General features: G+C 61.4%; 23 protein-coding genes. 13 read left to right on the forward strand and 10 right to left on the reverse strand.

Annotated features, from left to right (window positions below; genetic code table 11):
• Positions 1-362: 362 nt before the first annotated feature.
• From IEX64_RS06310 to IEX64_RS06340, 7 genes are all read right to left on the reverse strand, one after another.
• A complete protein-coding gene (locus tag IEX64_RS06310; RefSeq protein WP_229710106.1) occupies positions 363-776 on the reverse strand; it encodes a potassium channel family protein in 414 nt (137 codons plus the stop codon).
• 60 nt (positions 777-836) lie between these two features.
• Positions 837-2,282, reverse strand: coding sequence for an APC family permease (locus IEX64_RS06315; protein WP_373290129.1), 1,446 nt, complete (start codon positions 2,280-2,282; stop codon positions 837-839).
• 64 nt (positions 2,283-2,346) lie between these two features.
• The gene (locus tag IEX64_RS06320) at positions 2,347-3,387 is read right to left on the reverse strand and encodes a copper resistance protein B (RefSeq protein WP_188818838.1); all 1,041 of its coding nucleotides are present in this window, start codon (positions 3,385-3,387) and stop codon (positions 2,347-2,349) included.
• Positions 3,384-5,144 (reverse strand): copper resistance system multicopper oxidase, encoded by a 1,761-nt coding sequence (locus IEX64_RS06325; RefSeq protein ID WP_188818839.1) that lies wholly within the window; start codon positions 5,142-5,144, stop codon positions 3,384-3,386. The genes IEX64_RS06320 and IEX64_RS06325 overlap by 4 nt, the downstream gene beginning before the upstream one ends.
• A gap of 66 nt (positions 5,145-5,210) precedes the next feature.
• Complete coding sequence (locus IEX64_RS06330) at positions 5,211-5,762, reverse strand: RNA polymerase sigma factor (RefSeq protein ID WP_188818840.1); 552 nt, start codon at positions 5,760-5,762, stop codon at positions 5,211-5,213.
• A gap of 6 nt (positions 5,763-5,768) precedes the next feature.
• Entirely contained in the window at positions 5,769-6,212 is a 444-nt protein-coding gene (locus tag IEX64_RS06335) for a periplasmic heavy metal sensor (RefSeq protein ID WP_098105894.1), read from the reverse strand.
• Positions 6,209-6,610 carry a hypothetical protein gene (locus IEX64_RS06340; RefSeq protein WP_188818841.1) on the reverse strand — a complete coding sequence of 134 codons (402 nt, stop codon included), beginning with the start codon at positions 6,608-6,610 and terminating at the stop codon, positions 6,209-6,211. The genes IEX64_RS06335 and IEX64_RS06340 overlap by 4 nt, the downstream gene beginning before the upstream one ends.
• Positions 6,611-6,621: 11 nt before the next feature.
• Between IEX64_RS06340 and IEX64_RS06345 the strand changes: the two genes are divergently transcribed.
• From IEX64_RS06345 to IEX64_RS06360, 4 genes are read left to right on the forward strand one after another with little or no spacing between them, the layout of a single operon-like run.
• Positions 6,622-7,305 carry a DUF2231 domain-containing protein gene (locus IEX64_RS06345; protein WP_188818842.1) on the forward strand — a complete coding sequence of 228 codons (684 nt, stop codon included), beginning with the start codon at positions 6,622-6,624 and terminating at the stop codon, positions 7,303-7,305.
• A 5-nt stretch (positions 7,306-7,310) separates the two neighbouring features.
• Entirely contained in the window at positions 7,311-7,706 is a 396-nt protein-coding gene (locus IEX64_RS06350) for a hypothetical protein (RefSeq protein ID WP_188818843.1), read from the forward strand.
• A 53-nt stretch (positions 7,707-7,759) separates the two neighbouring features.
• Complete coding sequence (locus tag IEX64_RS06355) at positions 7,760-8,170, forward strand: DUF411 domain-containing protein (protein WP_229710133.1); 411 nt, start codon at positions 7,760-7,762, stop codon at positions 8,168-8,170.
• A 38-nt stretch (positions 8,171-8,208) separates the two neighbouring features.
• Entirely contained in the window at positions 8,209-8,490 is a 282-nt protein-coding gene (locus IEX64_RS06360; RefSeq protein ID WP_188818844.1) for a hypothetical protein, read from the forward strand.
• A 44-nt stretch (positions 8,491-8,534) separates the two neighbouring features.
• On the opposite strand, the gene IEX64_RS06365 is transcribed toward IEX64_RS06360, so the two are convergent.
• Positions 8,535-8,807 (reverse strand): metal-sensitive transcriptional regulator, encoded by a 273-nt coding sequence (locus tag IEX64_RS06365; protein WP_098105898.1) that lies wholly within the window; start codon positions 8,805-8,807, stop codon positions 8,535-8,537.
• Positions 8,808-9,229: 422 nt separating this feature from the next.
• Between IEX64_RS06365 and IEX64_RS06370 the strand changes: the two genes are divergently transcribed.
• From IEX64_RS06370 to IEX64_RS06400, 7 genes are all read left to right on the forward strand, one after another.
• Positions 9,230-10,612, forward strand: a complete 1,383-nt coding sequence (locus IEX64_RS06370; protein ID WP_188818845.1) for an MBL fold metallo-hydrolase RNA specificity domain-containing protein — start codon at positions 9,230-9,232, stop codon at positions 10,610-10,612.
• Entirely contained in the window at positions 10,609-12,120 is a 1,512-nt protein-coding gene (locus IEX64_RS06375; RefSeq protein ID WP_188818846.1) for a thymidine phosphorylase family protein, read from the forward strand. Before IEX64_RS06370 ends, IEX64_RS06375 begins: the two co-directional genes overlap by 4 nt.
• Complete coding sequence (locus tag IEX64_RS06380; RefSeq protein WP_188818847.1) at positions 12,117-13,043, forward strand: ribose-phosphate diphosphokinase; 927 nt, start codon at positions 12,117-12,119, stop codon at positions 13,041-13,043. Before IEX64_RS06375 ends, IEX64_RS06380 begins: the two co-directional genes overlap by 4 nt.
• Positions 13,044-13,048: 5 nt before the next feature.
• The gene (locus tag IEX64_RS06385) at positions 13,049-15,418 is read left to right on the forward strand and encodes a copper-transporting P-type ATPase (RefSeq protein ID WP_188818848.1); all 2,370 of its coding nucleotides are present in this window, start codon (positions 13,049-13,051) and stop codon (positions 15,416-15,418) included.
• A gap of 637 nt (positions 15,419-16,055) precedes the next feature.
• Positions 16,056-16,406: a response regulator gene (locus IEX64_RS06390; protein WP_188818849.1), complete on the forward strand. Its 351-nt coding sequence runs from the start codon at positions 16,056-16,058 to the stop codon at positions 16,404-16,406.
• A 148-nt stretch (positions 16,407-16,554) separates the two neighbouring features.
• Positions 16,555-16,806 carry a sigma factor gene (locus tag IEX64_RS06395; RefSeq protein ID WP_188818850.1) on the forward strand — a complete coding sequence of 84 codons (252 nt, stop codon included), beginning with the start codon at positions 16,555-16,557 and terminating at the stop codon, positions 16,804-16,806.
• An 81-nt stretch (positions 16,807-16,887) separates the two neighbouring features.
• A complete protein-coding gene (locus IEX64_RS06400) occupies positions 16,888-17,631 on the forward strand; it encodes a Bax inhibitor-1/YccA family protein (protein ID WP_041558970.1) in 744 nt (247 codons plus the stop codon).
• 15 nt (positions 17,632-17,646) lie between these two features.
• Here IEX64_RS06400 and IEX64_RS06405 read toward each other — a convergent pair whose 3' ends face one another.
• The gene (locus IEX64_RS06405) at positions 17,647-19,296 is read right to left on the reverse strand and encodes an acyl-CoA dehydrogenase family protein (RefSeq protein ID WP_188818851.1); all 1,650 of its coding nucleotides are present in this window, start codon (positions 19,294-19,296) and stop codon (positions 17,647-17,649) included.
• Between the two features lie 229 nt (positions 19,297-19,525).
• Positions 19,526-20,323: a cyclic nucleotide-binding domain-containing protein gene (locus IEX64_RS06410; RefSeq protein ID WP_188818852.1), complete on the reverse strand. Its 798-nt coding sequence runs from the start codon at positions 20,321-20,323 to the stop codon at positions 19,526-19,528.
• Between the two features lie 191 nt (positions 20,324-20,514).
• Between IEX64_RS06410 and IEX64_RS06415 the strand changes: the two genes are divergently transcribed.
• The gene (locus tag IEX64_RS06415; RefSeq protein ID WP_229710108.1) at positions 20,515-21,804 is read left to right on the forward strand and encodes a methionine adenosyltransferase; all 1,290 of its coding nucleotides are present in this window, start codon (positions 20,515-20,517) and stop codon (positions 21,802-21,804) included.
• Positions 21,805-21,910: 106 nt separating this feature from the next.
• On the forward strand, positions 21,911-22,528 hold the full coding sequence (locus IEX64_RS06420) for a Spy/CpxP family protein refolding chaperone (protein WP_188818853.1): 618 nt from the start codon (positions 21,911-21,913) through the stop codon (positions 22,526-22,528).
• The last annotated feature ends 53 nt before the right edge of the window (positions 22,529-22,581 follow it).

Here is a 22,581-nt window from a genome sequence, read left to right on the forward strand (position 1 = left end):
TGATGTTTGCCCTTGTCGATAGGACGCCAAACCCGTGGCAAGGTTACATCGCGCCGGGAATTTCCGGACCATCGCGAAGCAGCTTCGTTCAAAGCCACGACGATCCGCGCACAAATTCATCGGTGGTTTCGATTTCGGAGGCGGCGTTAGCCCTCGAGCGAGAGTATCAAGATCGGCAAAGGCCGGGTGTTGACGGCCCACCCATCATCATGTCGGCCGCAGATGACAACTGAAAGAATGAGGGTGACGATTCGCCGCTGGCATCCACGGCCGGGAAATTCCACATTGCCGCCTATCGTGAGATGCAATGATTCACGGGGACGGCACGACATTGGCTACGTTGACCATCCGCATGGCCAGCCTCACAGTGGCGCGCCATCAATGCGTAACCGTAAAGGCTTGTGAAGTGTTTCAAAAATGAATTGTGCAGTGCAACTGATCAACAGAAAACCGGTAAGCGATTCAATGCCTGCAAGGGCTCGCAGATGCCCGGTCGGATAGATATCGCCAAGCCCAAGCGTGGTGATGTTCACCAGCGAAAAATAGAAGAGATCCATCCAGTCCTCTCCCGGTACGTGGACAAATCCGCCGAGCCCGAGGCTATGGCTCCACTTGAAGCCAGCCGCGAATTCGAGAGCAATAAGCAAGTGACTCATCAAGACGATGAGGTAGGCGGCACTGGACCTAAGCATCCGCATGGAGTTGCCGGTGTAAGTTTTGCGCGCAAGAGCCAGCATTCCAATGTGCAGCCAGAGGGCCCCAAGGAACAGGAACACGCCTATGATGATCGCCGTTAAAATATGTCAGATTCCTTTTTGCGATGTGCGATCCGAACCCTAATCATGGTCATGGGTCGAGGAATGCTTGCGGCGTGCAAGAAACATGAATTCTCCCGCGAATGCCGCCCCAATGCCCGCGACCGCATATCCAACGATGGCTGGATCGGTCTGCAGCTTGGCAATCGTGAACGCGATCAGCACGACGAAATCGGCGACCAGGGCGGCAAGCAGGATCGTCACCCTTGCACCGACCTCTCGCCGCAGGTGGCGGAAAACGCCCCAATGAACCAACATGTCCATCACCAGGTAAAAGAATGCGCCGAGCGCGGCGATACGTGAGAGATCAAACAGCACCGCAAGCGCACCGGCCACCACGACTGTATAGATCAGGAGGTGGCTGCGCAGGCCCCCACTCATACCGAAGTGGCTGTGGGGGATCATTTTCATTTCAGTCAGCATCGTCAGCATCCGCGACACGGCAAAGACGCTGGCGATGACACCGGAGGTTGTCGCGGCCAGGGCGATGGCAATGGTAAAATAAAAGCCGATACGGCCTAGCGCGGGCTCCGCAGCCGCAGCAAGCGAGTAGTCACGAGCATCGATGATGGCATCGATGCTCAGGCTCGATCCGACGGCGATTGCGACAAGCAGGTAGGTTACCACGCAAATACCGATCGCGATCATGATCGTACGACCGACGTTGCGATGGGGATCGACGATTTCTCCGCCGCTATTGGTAATCGTGGTGAAACCCTTGAAAGCAAGGATCGAAAACGCAACCGATGCCACGAAATCCATGGGACTGCCGGAAATCGCCGCACCTGAAAAGGCGCCGGCATCGAGACCGCTGGCCCAGATCGCTGCCACGGCAAAAATGACGATCCCGCCAATTTTAATGATCGACATGACCAGGGAGAACGCACTGACGGAGCGATTGCCCGATGCGTTGATGGCGTAGGCCAGGACGATCAGGCCGAGCGCCAGAAGGGAAAGCAGCGGCCCACTACCTTCCAGGCCGAATGGGCGCAGCGCATATGTCGCGAAGGTCCGGGCTACCAGGCTTTCGTTGATCACCATCGACAGGGCCATCAGCAGAGAGGCGGAAGCGGCGATAGTCCCGGGACCATATGCCTTGTTCAGAATCATGGCGATCCCGCCCGACGAGGGCCAAGCATTAGACATCTTGACGTAGCTGTAGGCAGCGAGCGCCGTTACGGCGGCGCCCACGATAAACGAGAGCGGGAAGAGCGGCCCGGCAAGTTGTGCGATCTGCCCGGTCAATGCGAAAATGCCCGCGCCGATCATGACGCCGGTGCCCATCGCGACCGCACCGCTCAGGGTGATCCTGTTCTTGTCAGTGTATGTGCCATCCCTTTCGCGCGTCTGGGAATGGGCATCCTGCAATTGTTCGCTCCTTCTCAGGGTGTCTGTCGAGACAAACATCTCGCCTGATGACGCGGCCTGGCGCGTGATCTGGAATACGATCCGGACCAGGCCGCGCAAGATAGACTGTGGCAGTCCCGGAGCACATCATGCTTCAGGACCAGTTCAGTCCCCGACGTGCGGGTCAGAACCAGAACCGCACGCCAACGACGAAGTTGGTGACGCTCGGGTCTTCTCCGGCAGCGCGGGCATAGTCGGCGCTCCGGCCGACTTTCCATTCCTGCGCGACGCCGATGTATGGTGCGAATTCGCGGGCGAATTCATAGCGCAAGCGCAGGCCGGCCTCAACCCGGTCAATGCCGCTACCGATGCCCAATTCAGGAATATCCTGGGCTGCCAGACTGATTTCCGCCCTGGGTTGAAGAATCAACCGCTGGGTGATCCGCTGATCCAGTTCTCCTTCGATGCGCGCGGTGACATCGCCCTTGTTTGAAATGAATGCCGCAGCGTCCACTTCGAATTTGTAGGGTACCAGCCCCTGTATCCCCAACACTGCATGCGTTCGCGATGGCCCCACGAGATCCTGGCGGACACCGGCCTGCACATCGAACCACGGTCCAATGGCGTGGCTCCACAGCGCTTGAATTTCAGCCGACTCCGGCTTCTCGCCGAAATTGCCTTCGCCCTCGCTCTTGAACCAGAATTTGTCGGTATGACCGCCATAGGCGCCCTGGACATCCCAGAGATAGCCGTCCCTGCCCTGGCGCGCTCGATATTCGGCGCGGTCCGCCATGAACCAGAAGACCGGCAGCCCGCTCACTTCGCGCACCACATGCGCGCGTGATGCCGCCATGACATCAGCGCCGACATATTGGTCCGCCGCAAAGGCCGGACCGGCGAAGGCCTCGGGGGGCGGCGGTGACTGGGGGATGCTGTCGGAGGACGTCGGGGCGGAATCGCCATGGCTCATGCCCATGTCGTGCCCCATCTGCATGTGGTCCATCGTCCCTTGATCCATCGAGCCATCCATCATCGAATGATCCATGGACCCCATGCTTTTCATCGTCTCGTCTGACGTGGTGCGATCCGGAGTGCTCGCCGCACCGCCTGATTGATCGGTGGGCTTTTGAGTCGATGCTTCCGGGTGATGGCCGGCGTGATCCGTCTGATCCTGCGCGAAGGCCGGACTGGCGACGAGCAGCGGGAGAGCGAGGAGATATCTCACAGCTCGGCTCCTTCCTGAAGCGGGCGCACCGTCACGATCTGGAACATGCCCTGGTGCATGTGGTAGAAGAGATGGCAATGGAATGCCCAGTCTCCCGGCTCGTTTGCCGTAAGGTCGAAGGTCGCACTGCCTCCCGGCTGCACATTGACCGTATGCTTTAGCGGCTGAAAGCCATCATGGCCGTTCACAAGCTCGAAGAAGTGGCCATGCAGATGGATGGGATGGACCATCATGGTGTCGTTGACCAACCTCACCCGCACCCGTTCGTTGAAGGCGAAGCGGATCGGCTTGTCGGTTACCGCATCGAACTTCTGGCCGTCGAACGACCACATGTAGCGTTCCATGTTCGCGGTCAGGTGGATTTCCTTGAGCCGGGTGGGCTTGCGCGGATCGGGATTGGGCTTCGCGGCGACAAGCTGCTTATAAGTCAGGACCCGGTGATCGACATTGTCGAGGCCGAGTCCGGGGAAATCCATCCGGTCAACCGGGTTCATCGCCACCATGTCGAGGCCGGGGCCGGCCTTCACATCGGGAGGCAGGAGAGAAGTATCGCGCATCTTCATGCCTGACATTTTCATGCCGGACTCGTCGCTACCCTTGTCCATGCCTTCCATCGCGCCGTGGTCCATGCCGGCCATGGCGCCGCTTCCCATCGTCATGCCCATGTCGGCCATGGTCAGGACCGGCGGCTTGCGCAGCGCCGGCACGGGTGCGCGGGCACCGGGGCGCGAGGTCAGCATCGCCACGCCCATCCCGGAACGATCGATCGACTCGGCGACGAAGGCGAAGGCCTGTGCATCCTGCGGCGTGATCAAGACATCATAGGTCTCGGCAACGCCGATCTGGAATTCGTCGGTCTCGACCGGCTGCACATTCTGCCCGTCTGCCTGGACAACGGTCATCGGCAGTCCCGGCATTCGGATGTTGAAGAACGTCATCGCGCTGCCGTTGATGATGCGCAGGCGAATACGCTCACCCGGCGTGAACGGCAGTTCCAGCCGGTCCTGTGGCCCATGGCCGTTGATCAGGTAGGTATAGGTCGAGCCGGTGACATCGGCGATGTCGGTCGGGCTCATGCGCATCTTGGCCCACATCCGCCGGTCGGCGCCGCTCAGCGGATAGTCGTCGGTGGCGGTGGTTTGATGGTAATTGAAGTAGTCGGCCTGGGTCCTGAGCTTTTTCATGATCGTCATGGGTCGCATTGGCGACCAGTCGGACAGCATCAGCACATATTCCCGGTCCCAGGTGAAGGGATCGGGCTCAAGCGGATCGATCACGATCGGACCATAATGCCCCATCGGCTCCTGCAACGTATGGGCATGCCACCAGTAGGTGCCGGCCTGGCGGATCGGGAATTTATAGCGGAAGGTCTCGCCGGGCTTTACCGCCGCCATGGTCACGCCCGGCACCCCGTCCATCAGGAAGGGCACCAGCATGCCGTGCCAGTGGATCGAGGTGCCTTCGGAGCTGTTGTTGACGAGATCGACGACGAGGTCCTGGCCTTCCTTGAGCCGCACCAGAGGCCCCGGAAGCGTCCCGTTGACGGTGACCGCCGCCCCGTGCCGCCTGCCGGTCTGAAATGCGGCATCCGCCACTGTCATCGTAAGGTGTTCGCCGGAAAGCACATCGCTTCCGCGGCGGGCCAGCGTACCACCAGTGGCGCCGCGCGCCCAGGCGGGCATCGTATGAGCAAGACCCAGAGCACCGGCGGCAGCGGTGCCATGGGACAGAAACTTACGTCGATTGAGTGTTGGCATGATCGAGACCTGCTGTTGGATGTCATTGGCTGTTACGAGACAGGACGCGCTATCCCTCAACAAATTTCAGATTTTTTCGCGCAGAACGTTTCGGGCGCGGTAGATGCGCGTTTCCACCGCCTTTCTGCTGATGCCGAGAATCTGCGCGACTTCGTCCTGACTGCGGCCATCGAACACGGCCAGGATGAATGGCTCCTTGAGCTTCAGCGGCAGACGCGCAATTTCCTGCTGTAAGATTTCAAGCTCTTGCCGGATGGCAAGCTGGTGTTCCTGGTCGGGCTCGGGATGGGCGATGGAATCGACACCATCCTCCATGTCCAGCCTCAGCAAGCGGGAAAAACGCCGACGGCGCATCGCATCGCGACATTTGTTGATCGTGATCGTTGCAAGCCATGGACCGGCGGGCTTGTCGAGGTCGAAGCGATACAACGCGAGCCATGCGGACGCTAATGCGTTCTGCACGGCGTCCTCGGCATCGGATTTTTCTCCAAGGATTCGCAGGGCGACACCGAGCAGTCTTGGCAGGTGGTTCGCCACAAGCTTGTCAAAGGCGCCGCGATCGCCAGCCTTCGCTGCAGCGATCAGCTGCCCATCCTCGTTGTCGCCGTCCGGAGACACGACCGTCTAACTCTTCGGATCGCTGGTTAGCGCCTTGTTTACCTCGCGGTCGAATGCTGCCTGCTGGTTCGCTTCGAGCAGTCCTCGCATATCGAAGACGTGGCGGATGGTCGCCTTCTGGAGATCTCCCATCCTTGTGTGGACCTGATCAATCGCCGCGCCCACCTTGGGGCCGTAACGATGCTCTTCGCTCATCGCCTGGGCAAGTCCCGCATTAGCGGACCGCAGTGCCAGATCGAGTTTACGTCGCTCGACGGCAAAATCCCGTTCCAACGCGTCGAGGCGAACTTCCTGCGCGGATGTAAGGCGCAACTCCTTGTGCACGAAGTCGTGCATGCCGCGGGACGCATCCTCTTGGGCGAGCCAACGGTTGGTTGCGATAGCACCAAGGCTACCGGCGGCAACCGCCAGAAGCAGCAGCAGGACCGCGTAGAAGGGCGTGATCTTCATGGCGCGACGTGAAGAAGTGTGGAGGGCGCGAGGTCAGCTCCGTCCGCCAGCGTGTAGCTGACAGGTTGCGCGGGAACAGGATATTGCGTTCCCATGCCGGCACCAAGTCCGATCGCAAATATCGCAAGGCCCAAAATGGTCCTGCGGCGATGCTCGCGCGCCTCGGTCATTTGCCCGATGCGTTGCCAGAGACTGTCATGGAATTCCGGCCCCGCATCCATCATGGGCGCTTCGGTCGCAAGCTTTCGCAGCAGCTTGTCAAGTGCATTGTCATCCATCTTTGGCTCTCCGTTGTCTTGGCTTTCGCTTCCTATACGCAGCGCGGCCTTGCAGCCCTCGAAATATTTTTGAGGGATGATGCTCTGGCAGGCGTAATGGCAATGAACAAAGCCAGTCAACGAGACCGTGCATGAAAGCAATATTGACGATGTTGGCCACCCTTCTCGCATTAGCGGCGGTTGCGACCGCTCAGGCGCACGAAGGGCACAAGGACGATATGAGTGATGCCGAGATGGTGCAGGTGGAGATGCACGAGGCAACCGCCAAGCATGAAGAAGCGGCAGGCGCGATGCACGATCCCGAGCTCATGGCGCAGGCGCACCCATCCGCGGATGGTGTTGGCGAGCGGCAGACGCCGGAGCAGGCGCTCGAGGCAGCGATTGCGGAGAACCGGGTGACGTCGACAGGCGACTTTCTTGGACGGCTTCATCCAATCGCGGCGCATTTCCCGGTCGCTCTGCTGCTCATGGCCGCCCTTGCCGAGCTCCTTCTGGCGCTGCGGCCTGCGCTTGGTCTCGAGACGACCGTGCGGTTCCTTGTTGCCGGTGGCGCGATAGGTGCCTTGGTCGCCGCATTGCTTGGCTGGTTTGCTGCGGGCTGGCGGCTTTCGGACAGGTCGCAAACGCTTGGGATTCATCGCTGGAACGGCTCGGCGGTTGCGGGGGTGGCGTTCCTTGCTGCGTGGTTCGCATTCCGCTCGAACCGGCGATCAGGCCTCCGCGTCACGCTCGCGATCCTTGCAGTCGCCCTCGTCGTTCAGGGTTATCTCGGCGGCGAGATGGTCTTTGGCCCCAATCATCTTGGTCTGGAGTAAACACGATGCGGAGTTTCATTCTGACCCGCGCGGCTCTCTTTGGGCTGATGCCGGCAGCGGCCCTTTTGCTCGCTGGATGTGATAGAAAGCCGGAGGAAGCTTCGCAGGACAGCGTCCCGGCGCTCTCGGAATCTGCAGCGCCCGAGAATGAGACGATCGCAGAGAGTCTGGAGCCCGGCGAACCTGAACAGTCCGAGACGGCGGCGGCTGACGTCCCTTTGCGAACGCCGGTTGAGCCCAGACCTGGCCGAAACAGCGGTGCGCAGGAAGATGATGCAGGCTCAGTGCCAAAAGCCACCCAGCCAGCTGCGCCGCAGGAGGCACAGCCAGTCGATCCGCACGCAGGCCACGACATGTCGACCATGTCCAATCACGCGATGGAAGGAATGGAACACAAATGAAGATATTTGATCCGGGAACGTCCCGTACGGGCCTAATTGCGCTGCTTGGAACGATGTTCCTTGCCGCATGCAGCGGTGTCGCACAGGCAGCGAGCTATACCATGTTTCGCGATCCGAGTTGCGGTTGCTGCGAGTCCTGGGCTGCACATATCCGCGACGGGCTGCATGCCGACGTGGCGGTGCAGGACAGCGCCGACATGGGTGCGGTCAAAGACCGCGAAGGCGTCCCCGAAGAGCTTCGCTCGTGTCACACGATGATCGTCGATGGATATGTCATCGAAGGCCATGTGCCGGCCGCCGATATTGCGCGCCTGCTGCGCGAGCGCCCCGCAGGGGTCGAGGGGCTGGCGGTCGCCGGAATGCCGGTGGGATCGCCGGGCATGGAAATGGGCGGGCGCACCCAGCCTTACCAGGTCATCGCCTTCGGCCCTGCCGGAAAGCGGGTCTTTGCCAGCTATCCCTGAGGGGACCCGCAATTGTCCCAGTACCAAGGAGAATGACGATGAAGACAATAGTTGCTGCAATCGGTCTGTTGGGCCTCGCGGTCACGCCGGCTCTTGCTCATGACAAGGCGCCCGAGGCGCCGAAAACGTGCGAAATGATGCACAGCGGTCAGAAGATGCAGGGGATGATGATGAAGGGCAAGGACGGTAAGATGACCTGCCAAATGATGAATGGGCAACAGCAGGGCGCCGGACCAATGGACCACTCCCAGATGAATCATTCGATGATGAACCAAGGCGAGGGCGGGCAGCAGCAGCATCAAGGCCATCAACCCAAGTGAACGAACCATGTGCCGGCAGCTCCGCCAAATTGGGGTTGCCGGCCTCAGCGCCCCATCTTCTCGAACAAGGCGATTAACTCCGACAGTTTCTCGGACTGTTCCGCCTTGTCTTGCGAGGTTATGACCTCTTCCACGCAGGTCTTCGCATGGATGTTAAGAACTTTCATCCTGGCCGCTCGCAAGGCCGCTTCCATTGCTGCAAGCTGCTGGAGGATGTCGATACAGTACCTCTCATCTTGCATCATCCGGATGATACCGCGCGCCTGACCTTCGATCCGGCGCATCCGGGCAATTTCTCGGGCGAACTTGTTGGTCATTGTTGCTCTCGCGCCAACTTTTTTGTGAGGAGCCAAGGATTCCGGCAAAAGCTGGTTGTTGAAAACCATCTGCCCTGATACTATACCCCCTATGTGTATATGACAAGTGGAGAGTGGGATGATCAAGCCGGCTCACGGCAGTAGCCTTCGGTCTTGAGGCTGAGCGCACAGCGTGTTGCGATTTATCGCCTCATTGATCTTTAGGGGGATCTGCTCGTTTTGCGCGCGTGAGATTTCGCGTGCGGGCTGCCAAGAGCCTCTGACAGACAAGCTTGGGCCGGATGACCTTGCCAGGCTTCGCTACTGGATCCGTCGACAGCGGCTCACTGGACCGCTGTCGGCTTCCTTGGTCTAACCTGGTTTTGCCCCGGAGTTCAGACCAGGCCGAGCGCACTGAACGATTATTGACCTAGAGGATTGATATGAATACCGCTCAAGAACCCTCGCTCAGTTTCCTTGGCGCGACAGGAACGGTCACCGGCTCACGCTATCTGATCGAGGCCAACGGTCGGCGCATTCTTGTAGATTGCGGGCTCTTCCAGGGATACAAGCAGTTAAGGCTGCGCAACTGGAATCCGTTCCCCGTTCCGCCAAAGTCAATAGACAGTGTCCTTCTCACACACGCCCATCTCGACCATTCCGGCTATCTGCCCGCGCTGGTCCGAAACGGCTTCCAGGGCCATATCCATTGCACGCCGGCCACCGCCGAACTCTGCGGCCTCCTGCTTCCCGACAGCGGGCACCTGCAGGAGGAAGAGGCCCGCTATGCAAAGCGCAAGGGTTATTCCAGGCACGCGAACCCGAAGCCACTCTATACACTCGAGGATGCCCGCGCGGCGCTGGACCATTTCCGGGAAACCGCGTTCGACAGGGTTCTTGACCTCGGAGACGGCATCTCAGCCCGCTTCATCCCCGCCGGGCACCTGCTCGGCGCGGCGCAGATCCAGGTGACCGTCGGCGGGCGCACGGTGCACTTCAGCGGCGATGTCGGACGCGAAACCGACCCGTTGATGCACGGGCCGCGGCCATATCCAGGCGCCGACATTCTCGTGACCGAATCCACCTATGGCAACCGCGTTCACCCGCAGAATGATCCCGAAGCCGAACTGGCGGAGGTTATCAATCGGGTCGCACGGCGCGGCGGGGCGATCGTGATCCCCGCTTTCGCCGTGGGCCGTATCCAGGGCGTAATGCTCCAGATCGCCCGGCTTCGAGCGCGAGAGGCGATCCCATACATACCGGTCTACCTCAACAGTCCGATGGGCGTGGACGCGACCGCAATCTACCACAACCACCACGATGAGCATCACGTCAGCTGGGAAGATTGCAAAGCCATGTTCGATCTCGCCGAGCGCGTGCGCACGGTCGAGGAATCGAAGGAGCTCAACCGCCGCAACGGGCCGATGATCATCATTTCCGCAAGCGGCATGCTCGCGGGCGGCCGGGTCCTGCACCATCTGGTCAGTTTCGGGCCCGATCCGAAGAACGCGATCGTACTGAGCGGGTTCCAGGCTGGTGGTACGAGGGGGGCCGTCCTCGCCCGAGGCGAGCGGCATTTGCGGCTCTTCGGGCGCGAGATCGAAATCCGCGCCGAAGTGATTCAACTTGAGGGCATATCGGGTCATGCCGACGCCAACGAGTTGCTGGGCTGGATGGGACAGGCCAGGTCTCCGGAAATGACCTATGTCACCCATGGCGAACCCGACAGCGCCGATGCCCTGCGCTTCCGCATTGACCACGAGCTCGGATGGAATGTGCGTGTACCTGAACATCTCGAGCGGGTCAGCATCCGGAAGCCGAGATGACCTTGGATGTGCACACGATTCCCCTGATCCGGGCCGGTATCGACACCTATCGTCAGCCGGTCGTCTACATGCGCGAGGATTGCCACCTATGCCGGGCCGAGGGATTCTCGGCGCTCACCCAAGTAGAGATCGCTCTTGGCCAGCGGTCGATCGTTGCGGCGCTCAATGTGGTGACCGATGCTGACTGGCTGCCACCCGATACAGCGGCGCTCAGTGAGGCCGCGTGGGCAGCGCTTGGCGCGAAGATCGGTAAGCATGCGATTTTCTCGCATCCGGAGCCGCCGGCCTCGGCTTCCGCGATCCGTTCCAAGGTCTACGGCCAGCGCCTCGATGCGGCTGGATGCCAGGCCATCATCAGCGATACGGTGGCGCACCGCCTGTCCGATCTCGATCTTGCCGCTTTCATCACGGCTTGTGCCGGTGACCGGCTCGATATTGCCGAAACGATCGCCCTCACGCGGGCGATGCACGGCGCGGGCAAGACGCTTGACTGGGGTGCGGGGCTGGTCCTCGACAAGCATTGCGTTGGCGGACTGCCGGGCAACCGGACCACCCCCATTGTCGTGGCCATCCTTGCTGCCGCGGGATTTCGCATACCCAAAACCTCGAGCCGCGCGATTACCTCGCCAGCGGGCACCGCCGACACGATGGAAGTCCTGGCGCCGGTCGCGCTCGACATCGCCGCCATGCGCCGCGTGGTCGAAAGTGAGGGTGGTTGCGTCGTCTGGGGCGGTGGCCTCGATCTCAGCCCCGCCGACGATTTGCTGATCCGGATCGAGCGGCCGCTCGATTTCGACAGCGACGGCCAGCTCGTCGCCAGCGTGCTCTCCAAGAAGGCGGCAGCGGGTTCAACCCATGTGCTGATCGACATGCCGGTCGGACCCACCGCCAAGGTCCGAACGGAGGCGGCTGCGCGAACCCTGTCCGAGCGTCTGCATGCCGTCGGCCAGGCGATCGGCCTAACGCTGCGGATCCATGTCAGTGACGGATCGGCCCCGGTGGGACGCGGTATCGGCCCGGCGCTTGAGGCCCACGACCTGCTTGCGGTCCTGAGACGTGACCATGATGCCCTGATGGACCTGCGCGAAAGGGCGCTGGACCTGGCGGGCGCCCTGCTCGACCTGGCCGAAGCGAACGGCGGAAATGGCCGCGAGATGGCAAGAAGCCTGCTCGACAGCGGCGCTGCCGAAGCGAAATTCCTGTCCATCTGCGAGGCCCAGGGCGGATTTCGCGAACCGGGCAGCGCACCTCACCAATCCATCGAAACGGCTGGTGTAGGCGGCGCGATCAGGGAGATCGACAACCGCCGCATCGCCAAGATCGCGAAACTGGCCGGGGCTCCGGGCCGCAAGCACGCCGGCGTACGTCTGCTCGCACGGCCGGGCGATGTGATCGAGGCAGGCCAGCCGCTCTACGAGATACACGCGGAAACGCCAGGCGAGCTTGGCTGGGCGCAGGACTATGCCCGGTCGGGCGCTTCTCCCTTCCGGATCGGAGAGGCGCCGTGACCCGTATCCTGGCCTTTCCCGGCATGATGCCCCTGTGCGAAGCCATCGCCGCGCTAGCCGGAGCGCAGGTGGGAGAACTCGATCTCCACCGCTTTCCGGATGGCGAGAGCCTCGTGACCTTGCCTGGCGACCTTGCAGGCAAGGATGTCGCCGTTCTCGCTACGCTGCGTGAGCCCGATCCGCTGGCCCTGCCCCTGCGATTTGCAGCAGAGACAGCCAGGGAAATGGGTGCCCGCCGCGTCGGACTGATCGCGCCCTATCTCGCCTATATGCGCCAGGACCGGCGATTTGCCGAAGGTCAGGCGGTCAGCGCTCCCCTATTCGCCGGCTTTCTGGAGGAGAGCTTCGACTGGCTGGTGACGGCAGATCCGCATCTGCACCGGATTCAATCGCTAGAAGACCTGTTCGACATTCCGGTACGCCGGATCGAAACCGCCCCCTTGCTGGCCGGTTGGATTGCCGCAAACGTGCCCGATGCGGTGCTGCTCGGTCCCGACAGCGAGAGCCGGCAATGGGTAGCTGAAGTCGCCCGGCTCGCGGACCGGCCCTATGAAGTGCTCGAAAAGCGCCGCAGCGGCGATCGCAGTGTCGAGGTCAGCATACCGCACAGCGAGGCGCTACTGGCCGGAACGCCCGTGATTCTGGACGATATTGCCTCATCCGGACGGACGCTGATCCAGGCGATCCAGCGACTACTCGCAACAGGAACCAGGCCGCCCATCTGCGTCGTGATCCATGCGGTGTTTGCCGGCGATGCTCACACGGACATCCTGTCCGCAGGTGCAGCACGGGTCGTGACGACGGATTCCATTCCGCATGCCAGCAATGCGGTATCACTTGCGCAGGTATTGGCTGACGCTGCCCGCGACCTGCAAGGCGGCAATCCACCGATCAGGCGGGCCGCAGCACGAACCATAAGGTGACCTGTATGAACGACCACACCCATCACCAGCACCACGAGGCAAGCGATCACACGATCTACACTTGCCCGATGCACCCCGAAGTGCGGCAGGAGGGGCCGGGAGATTGCCCCAAATGCGGGATGCATCTCGTGCCCGAAGGTAGCGAGCAGGCGAAGGACGCCCACGCATGCTGCCATGGCCACCATGCCCATTCCGCAGATGCCGGGGATGGAGCCGACGACAAGCGGTACGACACGGTGCCGGCCGGATATTCCGGCACGGTCTATACCTGCCCGATGCATCCGCAGGTGCGGCAGACCAAGCCCGGTTCCTGCCCGATATGCGGCATGGGGCTGGAGCTCCAATCTGCTACGATGGCCGAAGAAGGACCCAATCCCGAACTGGTCGACTTCACGCGCCGATTCTGGATCGGCACGGCGCTGACGCTTCCGCTGCTGGTCTTCACCATGGGGCCGTACCTCGGCCTTGGCGGCGTCAGGGATATCTTCGGGGAACGCAACACACTCTGGATCGAACTGGTGCTCGGCACACCCGTCGTCCTGTGGTGCGGCTGGCCATTCCTCGTGCGCGGCTGGAATTCCTTTCGCACGATGAACCTCAACATGTTCTCGCTGATCGGCATGGGCGTCTTCGCCGCCTGGGCCTTCAGCGTCGTCGCGGTCCTGGCGCCGGGCATATTCCCCGATGGCTTTCGCGATGCCGAAGGCCATGTCGGTGTCTATTTCGAGGCTGCGGCGGTCATCGTCACGCTGGTGCTGCTGGGCCAGGTCATGGAACTGCGCGCGCGTGAGGGAACCGGCAAGGCGATCCGCGCGCTGCTCGATCTTGCGGCCAAGACCGCGCGGGTGATCCGCGAGGATGGCCGCGAGGAGGAAATCCCGCTTGAAGACGTGCTGGTCGGCGATCGCCTGCGGGTGCGACCCGGCGACAAGGTCCCGGTCGACGGCGTCGTCACTGACGGTCGTTCCTCGGTCGATGAGAGTATGATCACCGGCGAACCCGTTCCGGTGGAAAAGGTCGCGGGCGACCCTGTGACCGGCGCCACCATCAACGGAACCGGCAGCCTCGTTATCGAGGCAACCCGTGTCGGCGCCGACACCATGCTTTCCCAGATCGTCGAGATGGTAGCCAATGCGCAGCGCTCGCGCGCGCCGATCCAGAAATATGCCGACAAGGTTTCAGGATGGTTCGTGCCGGTGGTCATCGGCATTGCGGTCCTGTCATTCATCGGCTGGGCGCTTTGGGGGCCGGCTCCGGCGCTCTCCTACGCGCTCATCGCGGCCGTCGCGGTCCTGATCATTGCTTGCCCCTGTGCACTTGGCCTTGCCACGCCGATGTCGATCATGACGGCTACCGGGCGCGGTGCGCAGGTCGGGGTGCTGATCAAGAATGCCGAAGCGCTGGAACGGTTCGAAAAGGTCGATACGCTGATGGTCGACAAGACCGGAACCCTGACCTTGGGCAAGCCGGAGCTGGTTTCCGTCCTGCCCGAACCGGGACACGATGAAGCCGAAGTCCTGCGCCTGGCGGCAACGCTTGAAAGGGGCTCCGAACATCCTCTGGCCGAAGCGATCGTCGCGGGCGCGGAGGAGCGCGGAGTGGCACTGGGCGAAGCAAGCGACTTCGAGGCGGTCACAGGCAAGGGCGTGAAAGGCGTGGTCGACGGCAAGCATGTCGCGCTCGGCAACCTCAAGCTCGTCACCGATCTGGGCCTCGAAGCGGCCGAACTGACGGAGAAGGCCAATGCCCATCGCGACCAGGGTGAGACAGTGATGTTCGTGATGCTGGACGGCGCCGTTGCCGGCCTCGTCAGCGTCGCCGACCCGGTGAAGGAAACGACGCCCGCCGCGCTTGAAGCGCTCCACAAGCTGGGCTTCCGCATCATCATGGCAACGGGCGACAATGAACGCACCGCCAGGGCGGTGGCCGCCCGGCTCGGCATCGACGAGATCCGCGCCGACGTGCTGCCCGAGGACAAGGCGCGCATTATCCAGGAGCTTCAGGCCGAAGGGCGCAAGGTCGCCATGGCCGGCGACGGCGTGAACGATGCACCAGCCCTTGCCCAGGCCGATGTCGGCATCGCCATGGGAACGGGAGCGGACGTCGCCATCGAAAGTGCAGGCATCACGCTGGTGAAGGGCAACCTCGACGGGATTGTCCGCGCGCGTAGGCTGGCCCGCGCCACCATGCGCAATATCCGCCAGAACCTGTTCTTCGCCCTGATCTACAACGCCGCCGGCGTGCCGGTGGCGGCGGGCTTGCTGTACCCCTTCTTCGGCATCCTGATCAGCCCGATATTCGCCGCCTTTGCCATGAGCGCTTCATCGATCTCGGTCGTCACGAACGCGCTGCGCCTGAGAAGCGCGAAAATCTGAGTGCGTAACATGCTCCCAAGTTGCAAGAGCGAGTGTCGCGCATTCTGAAGAAGTTGAAGCACGCAGGCGCGTTCCATCGAAGTTCGAGCTTACCGTGCGGAAGGTCCTGCGATGTTTAAATGAGTTTCATCCGTTGAGGCTTGAGTCTGAAGGAGACGTTGCGACACGGCTACTCTCAACGACCCCAGAAGTGATGAGGGCCATAGTAAGATGTCCAATGCGCGGCCGTCCTTGGGCTCCATCGCCTTGATCGTGCAGAAGATTTACGGACCTGGAGCCCACGAAGCAATTCTTGCTCTGAAAATATTCATGACAATAGGAAAGGATGAAAATTATGAGTGGGAGATTCAAAGATAACATCAAGACTATACTGATAACGATACTATTTATAGCCGCTCTTGGCTATGCAATCCACATCGGGGTGAAGCTCTTTGGCTAAGTTTATTTGGCTCGCGACTTTGCGCATGGGCTGGGAGGTTGCGCCCGCCCAAGGTCTTCGAAGCGCCGGCACACTGGATGGGCAGCGAACCCGGGCATTGCCCACGGCTTGGTGAAGGACACAATTACGTAACCGCCCCTAATGCCCGCCGCTCCGGTCACAGCCAAAAGAACATTCTGGCAATCGAGAGAAAGACTCATGTCTCATGCGCTCATCATCGACGACAACATGATCGTCAGCCGCGCGATCCAGGATCGACTCTCGTCTCTCGGCTTCCGTTCATTCGATCAGACATGGACCGAAGAGCTGGCCGTTGCGGCAGCGGCGCGACGCGAGCCCGACCTCGTGGTCGTCGGTGATTCGGTTGAGGCGGGTTCAGCCTTGAGCGCTGCCCGGCGCATTGCGAAGCAACGCAGCATACCCATCCTGATGATCACCGCGGATCCGGGCCGCTTGCTCCAGCGCATCCCCAAGGACACGCCGTTCGACGGACCATTCCTTCTCAACGAGATCGAAGCGGCCGTGGCCCTGAGCCACGCTACCGGTTGACCATTTCCCTTACTGGAGCGCGTCTCTTGTCCCAAAATGCGTGATGGAAGCGATAACCATGTTTGACACATATACCGATAGCGCAATTGACGCCGAGAATAGGCCCTCCTCCTTCGGGGACGATGCAGGTGAAACGAAGCGCCGCCTCGTGCGCACCGAACTGGCCTATTGCTACCAACGCTACCGGTCCATGGCGACACGGCGATTGCGCGACGAGATTGTGGCCGACGACGTAATGCAGGCATTCGCGCTCAAGGCCCTGGAGCACTTCGAACAATTGCGCGATGCCAAGGCGGTCCAAGCCTGGCTTCGCCGCCTGTTCGAAGCCACGCTGATCGATTTGGGAACACGCTGTCAACGCGACGTCGCATCGGGCAGGCCAAACGCCGCCGAACTGTAATTTGGGGCATATCCGAACGTCTTTTCGGTTAGTTTCGCCGATGCCGGCGGCGGGTCATCAAGGAATAAAGGAGATTGAGAAATGGCAGATCGCTTCAGACCAGCCCCACCTCCGACCGCTCGTGCTGGAATGGGAGCGCCAACAGCCGTCTTCGACGCCGGCCTGCGGTCTTATATGCTGGCGATCTACAATTACATGACCAGTGGCGTGCTGCTCTCCGGCGTGGTTGCGCTGCTGGTCGCGAGCAACGTCGCCGTGAGGTCGGTGTTCTTCGCCGCCAGCGGAGCGCCCACATTGCTAGGTTGGATCGCGGTTTTCGCTCCGTTGATTCTCGTCTTCGTGCTCGGATTTGGTATCAACCGGCTTTCGGAGTCGACCGCCAAGTCGCTGTTCTGGGTCTACGCCGCCCTCATGGGTGTATCTCTGTCGACGGTACTTTTCGCTTATACGGGCGTAAGTGTCGCGCGCACGTTCTTTGTGTCCGCGGCAGCTTTCGCTGGTCTCAGCCTGTGGGGCTATACTACGAAGAAGGATTTGTCGGGCTTCGGCACTTTCCTGATCATGGGGTTGGTAGGCCTGTTGATAGCCATGCTCGTCAACATGTTCCTGCGTTCATCCATGATGGACCTGATCGTGAGCGCCATCGGCGTCCTGCTGTTCGCGGGTCTCACGGCTTACGACACCCAGAAGCTCAAGAGCCTCTATTTCGAAGTGGGCGGCAGCGAATTTCGCGGCAAGGCTGTCGTCATGGGCGCGCTGACGCTCTATCTCGATTTCATCAACCTGTTCCTGTTCCTGCTTCGCTTCATGGGGGACCGGCGCTGATGTGGAGAGCGGCGTTCATGCATCGCCCTGCCCCGGTGCGGAGCACTTGGGCATCGCACGCTCTATGACAGCCCGCGCGTCGGTCAAACCGGGGGCAGCACCGTAGGTGAATCCCATGGCACCAAGCCTCGACCTGCAGAAGACCGGTGCCAGGGGGCTTTGCGCCAGGAGAAGGATCGCCGCCTGCGCGGCGAGCGCAAGCCGTTCCACAAGTTCTCTCGCGCGGGCTTCCTCGCAACAGTCAAGATCGATGCAGTTCAGCCATTGGTCATAATTCGCCTCTCGCCCGATGGGCTCCGCAAGAAAGGCTCGAAGCGCTTCTACCGCCTCGGGTTCACGCTGCAGAACTCGGAGCACATCGAGCGCGACAATGTTGCCCGAGCCTTCCCAGATCGCATTGACGGGGGATTGGCGAAAATGGCGAGGCATGGGGCTGGTTTCGACATAGCCATTGCCCCCCAGGCACTCCATCGCCTCCGCGGCAAAGCCTGGCAAACGTTTGCAGATCCAGTATTTGGCGACGGGCGTGAGCAGCCGTGTCAGCGGATCACCGGCGTCGAGCGCCGCGGCGATCCGAACGGCGAGCGCGGTCGCGGCCTCGCTTTCTACCGCGAGATCAGCGAGCACCGCCGCCATGGCCGGATGATCGGCAAGACGGCGCCCAAAACATTGGCGGTGCTGCGTGTGCCAGAGTGCCTGCACAAGCGCACCACGCATGCCAGCGGCCGATCCGACGACACAGTCGAGGCGCGTGTGCTGCACCGCCTCGAGTATCGTGGCAATGCCGCGACCTTCCTCTCCGATGCGCCAGGAGAAAGCCCGATCATATTCGATCTCCGCCGTCGCATTGGACCTGTCGCCCAGCTTGTCCTTGAGCCGCACGATCCGGAAACCTGTGTTGCGCCGGCCATCGGGTAGCCACCGCGGGACGAGGAAACAGCTCAGTCCCCGCTCTGTCTGGGCAAGGGTCAGGAAAGCATCGCTCATCGGTGCCGAGCAGAACCATTTGTGTCCCGTAAGCGAGAACGTCCGGCGTGCGCGATCAACCGGCTCGGCGCGAGTGGTATTGGCGCGCAGGTCGGAACCGCCCTGTTTTTCGGTCATCGTCATGCCGATCGTCACGCTCGCCTTGTCGGCGGCGGGCCGTGAAGCCGGATCGTAACGGGCGGCGAGGATACGCGGCAACCATTCCTCGGAGACTGCAGATTCCCTCCTCAGAACCGGCACTGCGGCGTAGGTCATCGTCATCGGGCAGATCGTGCCAGCATCCACCTGACCAAGAAGATAGCTCATGGCGGCGTGAAGCACATGGCCGTGCGGCGTGCCATCCCAAGCTGCCGCGGCGATGCCATTGCCAAGTCCCAAGCCCATGAGCTGGTGATAGGCCGGATGGAACGCGACTTCGTCGATGCGGCGGCCCTGGGAATCGTAATTTTCGAGGGTCGGGACATGGCGATTGGCTAATATGCCCCACTCAACCACCTCGGCCGACGCCGCCCGGCGGCCCAGGCGTGACAGCCGCCTTTCGTGCTGTGCGCCGCCCGCCCTTCTCACCGCTTCAGTCAAAGCCCGATCACTGGTAAACCAGTTGCCGACATCCAGGGCTGGTGTCTGATTGAACACCTCATGCACATCAGGCGTGGCGAGCGGCCTTGATACAGGCATGGTCGTCTACTCCGTTCCTTCGGCGTCATGTCCAGCGGTGCAAAACTCCAGAGCCACTGAACGCCGGGCCTTCGTTCCCGCGAATGCGGTGGCGTCTCCGCAGTACTTAAGCGGCGACGGCCTGATCGCACGAGGCCATTTCAATATTTGGTTCCTATATCTGGCGATCCCCGGTTCGAAGTCCAAACCACTTTCGAATTCTTCACAAGCAGTCGGCGGACGCTGATCTTTATCGGCGCGCGTTTCCCTCATCGACAATGGTGATGAAAAACACAAAGGGCGAACCCTTTCCGCCCGCGACAACCTCATTTTCGCCTGTGACGAGCGGTGCCAAATCCGAGCCGAAATGCTCGCCGATAGGCCGGCCATTGACCAGCGTTCCCAACGTGCTGCGAAGGTCGCGGACGTGGTAACGCCCGTCATGGTGGATGATCGCGAAATGGTTGCGAGACAATCTCAGCGGAACCTCGTCCTCAAGCTCGAGGTTCAATGCCCGTGGCGGCGCCTGTTCTCCCGGCAAAGCCGCCCTCCCGACCAGGAAAGGAACCGCGTCAACACGCAGCGGATCAGGCAGCTGCCGGCGCAAACCCCGGGGATCGGCCGCCAGCATGACGTTCTGCACCACAAGGGATTCGCCAAGACTATTCCTGCCTGCTGGCAGCTGCAGCCTCTGCTCATCTTCGACGAAGCGATCTTCCAGATCGTGGAGTCGATGGCAAAGTCGTTCAATCAAGGTTCGCGCGTTTTCGGGGGAGCGGCTGATACGATCGAGGAATTCGGCCGAGCCGATGAACTCGACTTCGCCGTCCGTGACGGCACGCGCTGTCGCGCTGCGCCGAGCTCGTTTTTCAACAACGCTCATCTCGCCGAGGACCTGGCCGCTATGGATAGTTCCAAGAACGATTTCCACACCGTCCCGCCGGCGCAGAATTTCGACGCTTCCGCTACGGATGTGCAGAACGCCTTCAACGGCGTCACCTTCACTGAAAAGAATGTCGCCTCGTCCGAAACATCCGGTGCGCGTCATTGTGTCCCCCAATCGTGATCGCCATTGCTGGAAGGAGGCGACCCAGTCGCGGCATTCGCTGTTGGGATGGACGCATGGGGCGTCGAACGATTACAGGTCGCTGGTACACGATCCCGCTGGCGCGGTACGCAATTGGGCATGGACATGCACAGGACATGTTGCGCCAGGCTCGCTCAAGCCCGTAAGGATCTGTGGCTGGGGCAGATCAACCAGGATCTGGAGCGCGTTTTTTGAGGCCACAAAGCTCGCATCGAGGTGACATCATGCGGATCGATCTCACGCCATTGACCGAACCCAGCGGTGACTTGCTCCCCGTCGAGATCGTCGAACGCAAAGGCGCCGGTCATCCCGATTCGATCTGCGACCATCTGACCGAAGCGCTGAGCCGGGAGCTCACGCACCGCTACCTCGACACATTCGGTCGCATTCTGCACTACAACGTCGACAAGGCACTGCTCTGGGGCGGCTGCTCCGAACCCGCATTCGGCGGCGGGCGGATCACGCAGCCGATGGAAATATTTCTGGCGGGACGTGCGATCAGCCAGTGCGGTGAGAAAGGTATCCCGCTTGAGGATATCGTTCGTGAGGTCGCGGAGGCATGGTTTAGTGACCATATTCCACTGTTTGAACCGGCTTCGCACTTGCGGACGCACTGCCTCGTCCGTCCGGGTTCGAGCGATTTGAGCGCGCTCTTCGACCGCAGTGCAACCAATGCCTCGCCTCTTGCCAACGACACATCGATCGGCGTCGGCTATGCGCCACTCAGCAGGCTCGAGAAGGTCGTGCTCGCCGCCGAGCATGAACTCGGGCGTATGGCCACACAAGGCCATCCGGAAATCGGCCGGGACATCAAGATTATGGCATTGCGGCACGGGGAACAGGTCCGCCTCACCGTCGCCTGCGCCTTCGTCGATCGCTACATTGACGGCCTGCCCACCTATTTGCGCGCAAAGAAGTTGGTCGCCGCCACCGTCGGCCAGATCGCCGAAGATCATCAGCTGCCCGCCGTTGTCGCGGTCAACACCGCCGACGACCCGGACGCCATGAGCCTTTACCTCACGGTTCTCGGCACATCGGCGGAAAGTGGTGACGACGGGCAGGCCGGGCGCGGCAATCGCGTGAATGGACTGATCACGCCCTTCCGGCCGATGACAATGGAATCGGTTCCCGGCAAGAACGCCATCTCGCATGTTGGCAAGCTGTACAATATCGCCGCCGGCCTCATTGCCGAGCGGGTCGCGCGACTGGACGGAGTTGGCGAAGCGCATTGCTTGCTCGTCAGCGGCATCGGTGGGGCCCTCAGCGAACCTCAAACGGCAACCGTACGCCTCCGACCAACGCATGGCGCCAACTGCGAGGACTATCGGGACGCTATCGCGGCGATCGTCGAGAATGAACTGTTCGGCCTCTCGACCGCAAGTGCCGATCTTGTCTCAGGAAGGCTGCGTATAGGCGACTGGCCCCTGCGCCGGGACAACTGATTCAGGGACGCGCCCTGATTTTGCGTTCGATCGAAAGTTCGACTGTAATCTCCGACCCCATGAAACGTCGGATGAGCGACGCAAGACGACTGCAAGGAGACCATCTATGAACGGATTCGGACAAGTGGGCATTGGCGCCATGGCGTTGGCTATGTTGGCCGCGTCGCCTGCCGTGGTGCACGCCCAGGATACGCATTCCGGGCACCATCCGACCGACGCGCCGGCGGCCACGCCACAGCCTTCCACTCAGCCGCCCGCCCAGCCAGACACCATGAAGGGCATGGCTGGCAAGGAAATGCCGATGAAGGGCCAAATGATGGATGGCATGCCAATGTGCGGCATGATGGGTGAAGGCATGAACATGGCCGCCCATGTCGAGCAGCGTCTGGGTGCGATCCGGAGCGAGCTCAGCATCACGTCCGCCCAGTCGCAAGCCTGGGACGCCTATGCCAGCGCGCTGCGCGGTGTCGCCGCCAATATGGATAATATGCGCGCCTCGATGATGGCGGGGCATCAAGGGAACGCAACCATATCGCCGATCGCACGGCTAGACCGTCACGAGCATATGCTCGAAGCCATGCGCGACAACATTCGCACGCTGCGTCCCGCGCTCGAAAGACTCTATGCGGGGTTGTCCCCCGAGCAGAAACAAAAGGCCGACACCCTGCTTAGCCCGCAAGGCATGATGCAGCAGATGCCAATGAGCGGAAAAATGCGGAGATAGCGATGACCACAACCCTCTAACTGCTCTTCTGGGCAGCCCTGTTCTTCGTTTTG

The organism is Novosphingobium indicum, assembly GCF_014645195.1.
GTDB classification, from domain to species: Bacteria; Pseudomonadota; Alphaproteobacteria; order Sphingomonadales; family Sphingomonadaceae; genus Novosphingobium; species Novosphingobium indicum.

Excerpts from the sequence above, each read along its gene's own strand:
- IEX64_RS06325 (WP_188818839.1), bottom strand. The coding sequence starts at position 5,144 with ATGCCAACACTCAATCGACGTAAGTTTCTGTCCCATGGCACCGCTGCC.
- IEX64_RS06335 (WP_098105894.1), bottom strand. The coding sequence starts at position 6,212 with ATGAAGATCACGCCCTTCTACGCGGTCCTGCTGCTGCTTCTGGCGGTT.
- IEX64_RS06345 (WP_188818842.1), top strand. The coding sequence starts at position 6,622 with ATGAAAGCAATATTGACGATGTTGGCCACCCTTCTCGCATTAGCGGCG.
- IEX64_RS06350 (WP_188818843.1), top strand. The coding sequence starts at position 7,311 with ATGCGGAGTTTCATTCTGACCCGCGCGGCTCTCTTTGGGCTGATGCCG.
- IEX64_RS06355 (WP_229710133.1), top strand. The coding sequence starts at position 7,760 with ATGTTCCTTGCCGCATGCAGCGGTGTCGCACAGGCAGCGAGCTATACC.
- IEX64_RS06360 (WP_188818844.1), top strand. The coding sequence starts at position 8,209 with ATGAAGACAATAGTTGCTGCAATCGGTCTGTTGGGCCTCGCGGTCACG.
- IEX64_RS06365 (WP_098105898.1), bottom strand. The coding sequence starts at position 8,807 with ATGACCAACAAGTTCGCCCGAGAAATTGCCCGGATGCGCCGGATCGAA.
- IEX64_RS06370 (WP_188818845.1), top strand. The coding sequence starts at position 9,230 with ATGAATACCGCTCAAGAACCCTCGCTCAGTTTCCTTGGCGCGACAGGA.
- IEX64_RS06375 (WP_188818846.1), top strand. The coding sequence starts at position 10,609 with ATGACCTTGGATGTGCACACGATTCCCCTGATCCGGGCCGGTATCGAC.
- IEX64_RS06385 (WP_188818848.1), top strand. The coding sequence starts at position 13,049 with ATGAACGACCACACCCATCACCAGCACCACGAGGCAAGCGATCACACG.
- IEX64_RS06390 (WP_188818849.1), top strand. The coding sequence starts at position 16,056 with ATGTCTCATGCGCTCATCATCGACGACAACATGATCGTCAGCCGCGCG.
- IEX64_RS06400 (WP_041558970.1), top strand. The coding sequence starts at position 16,888 with ATGGCAGATCGCTTCAGACCAGCCCCACCTCCGACCGCTCGTGCTGGA.
- IEX64_RS06405 (WP_188818851.1), bottom strand. The coding sequence starts at position 19,296 with ATGCCTGTATCAAGGCCGCTCGCCACGCCTGATGTGCATGAGGTGTTC.
- IEX64_RS06410 (WP_188818852.1), bottom strand. The coding sequence starts at position 20,323 with ATGACGCGCACCGGATGTTTCGGACGAGGCGACATTCTTTTCAGTGAA.
- IEX64_RS06420 (WP_188818853.1), top strand. The coding sequence starts at position 21,911 with ATGAACGGATTCGGACAAGTGGGCATTGGCGCCATGGCGTTGGCTATG.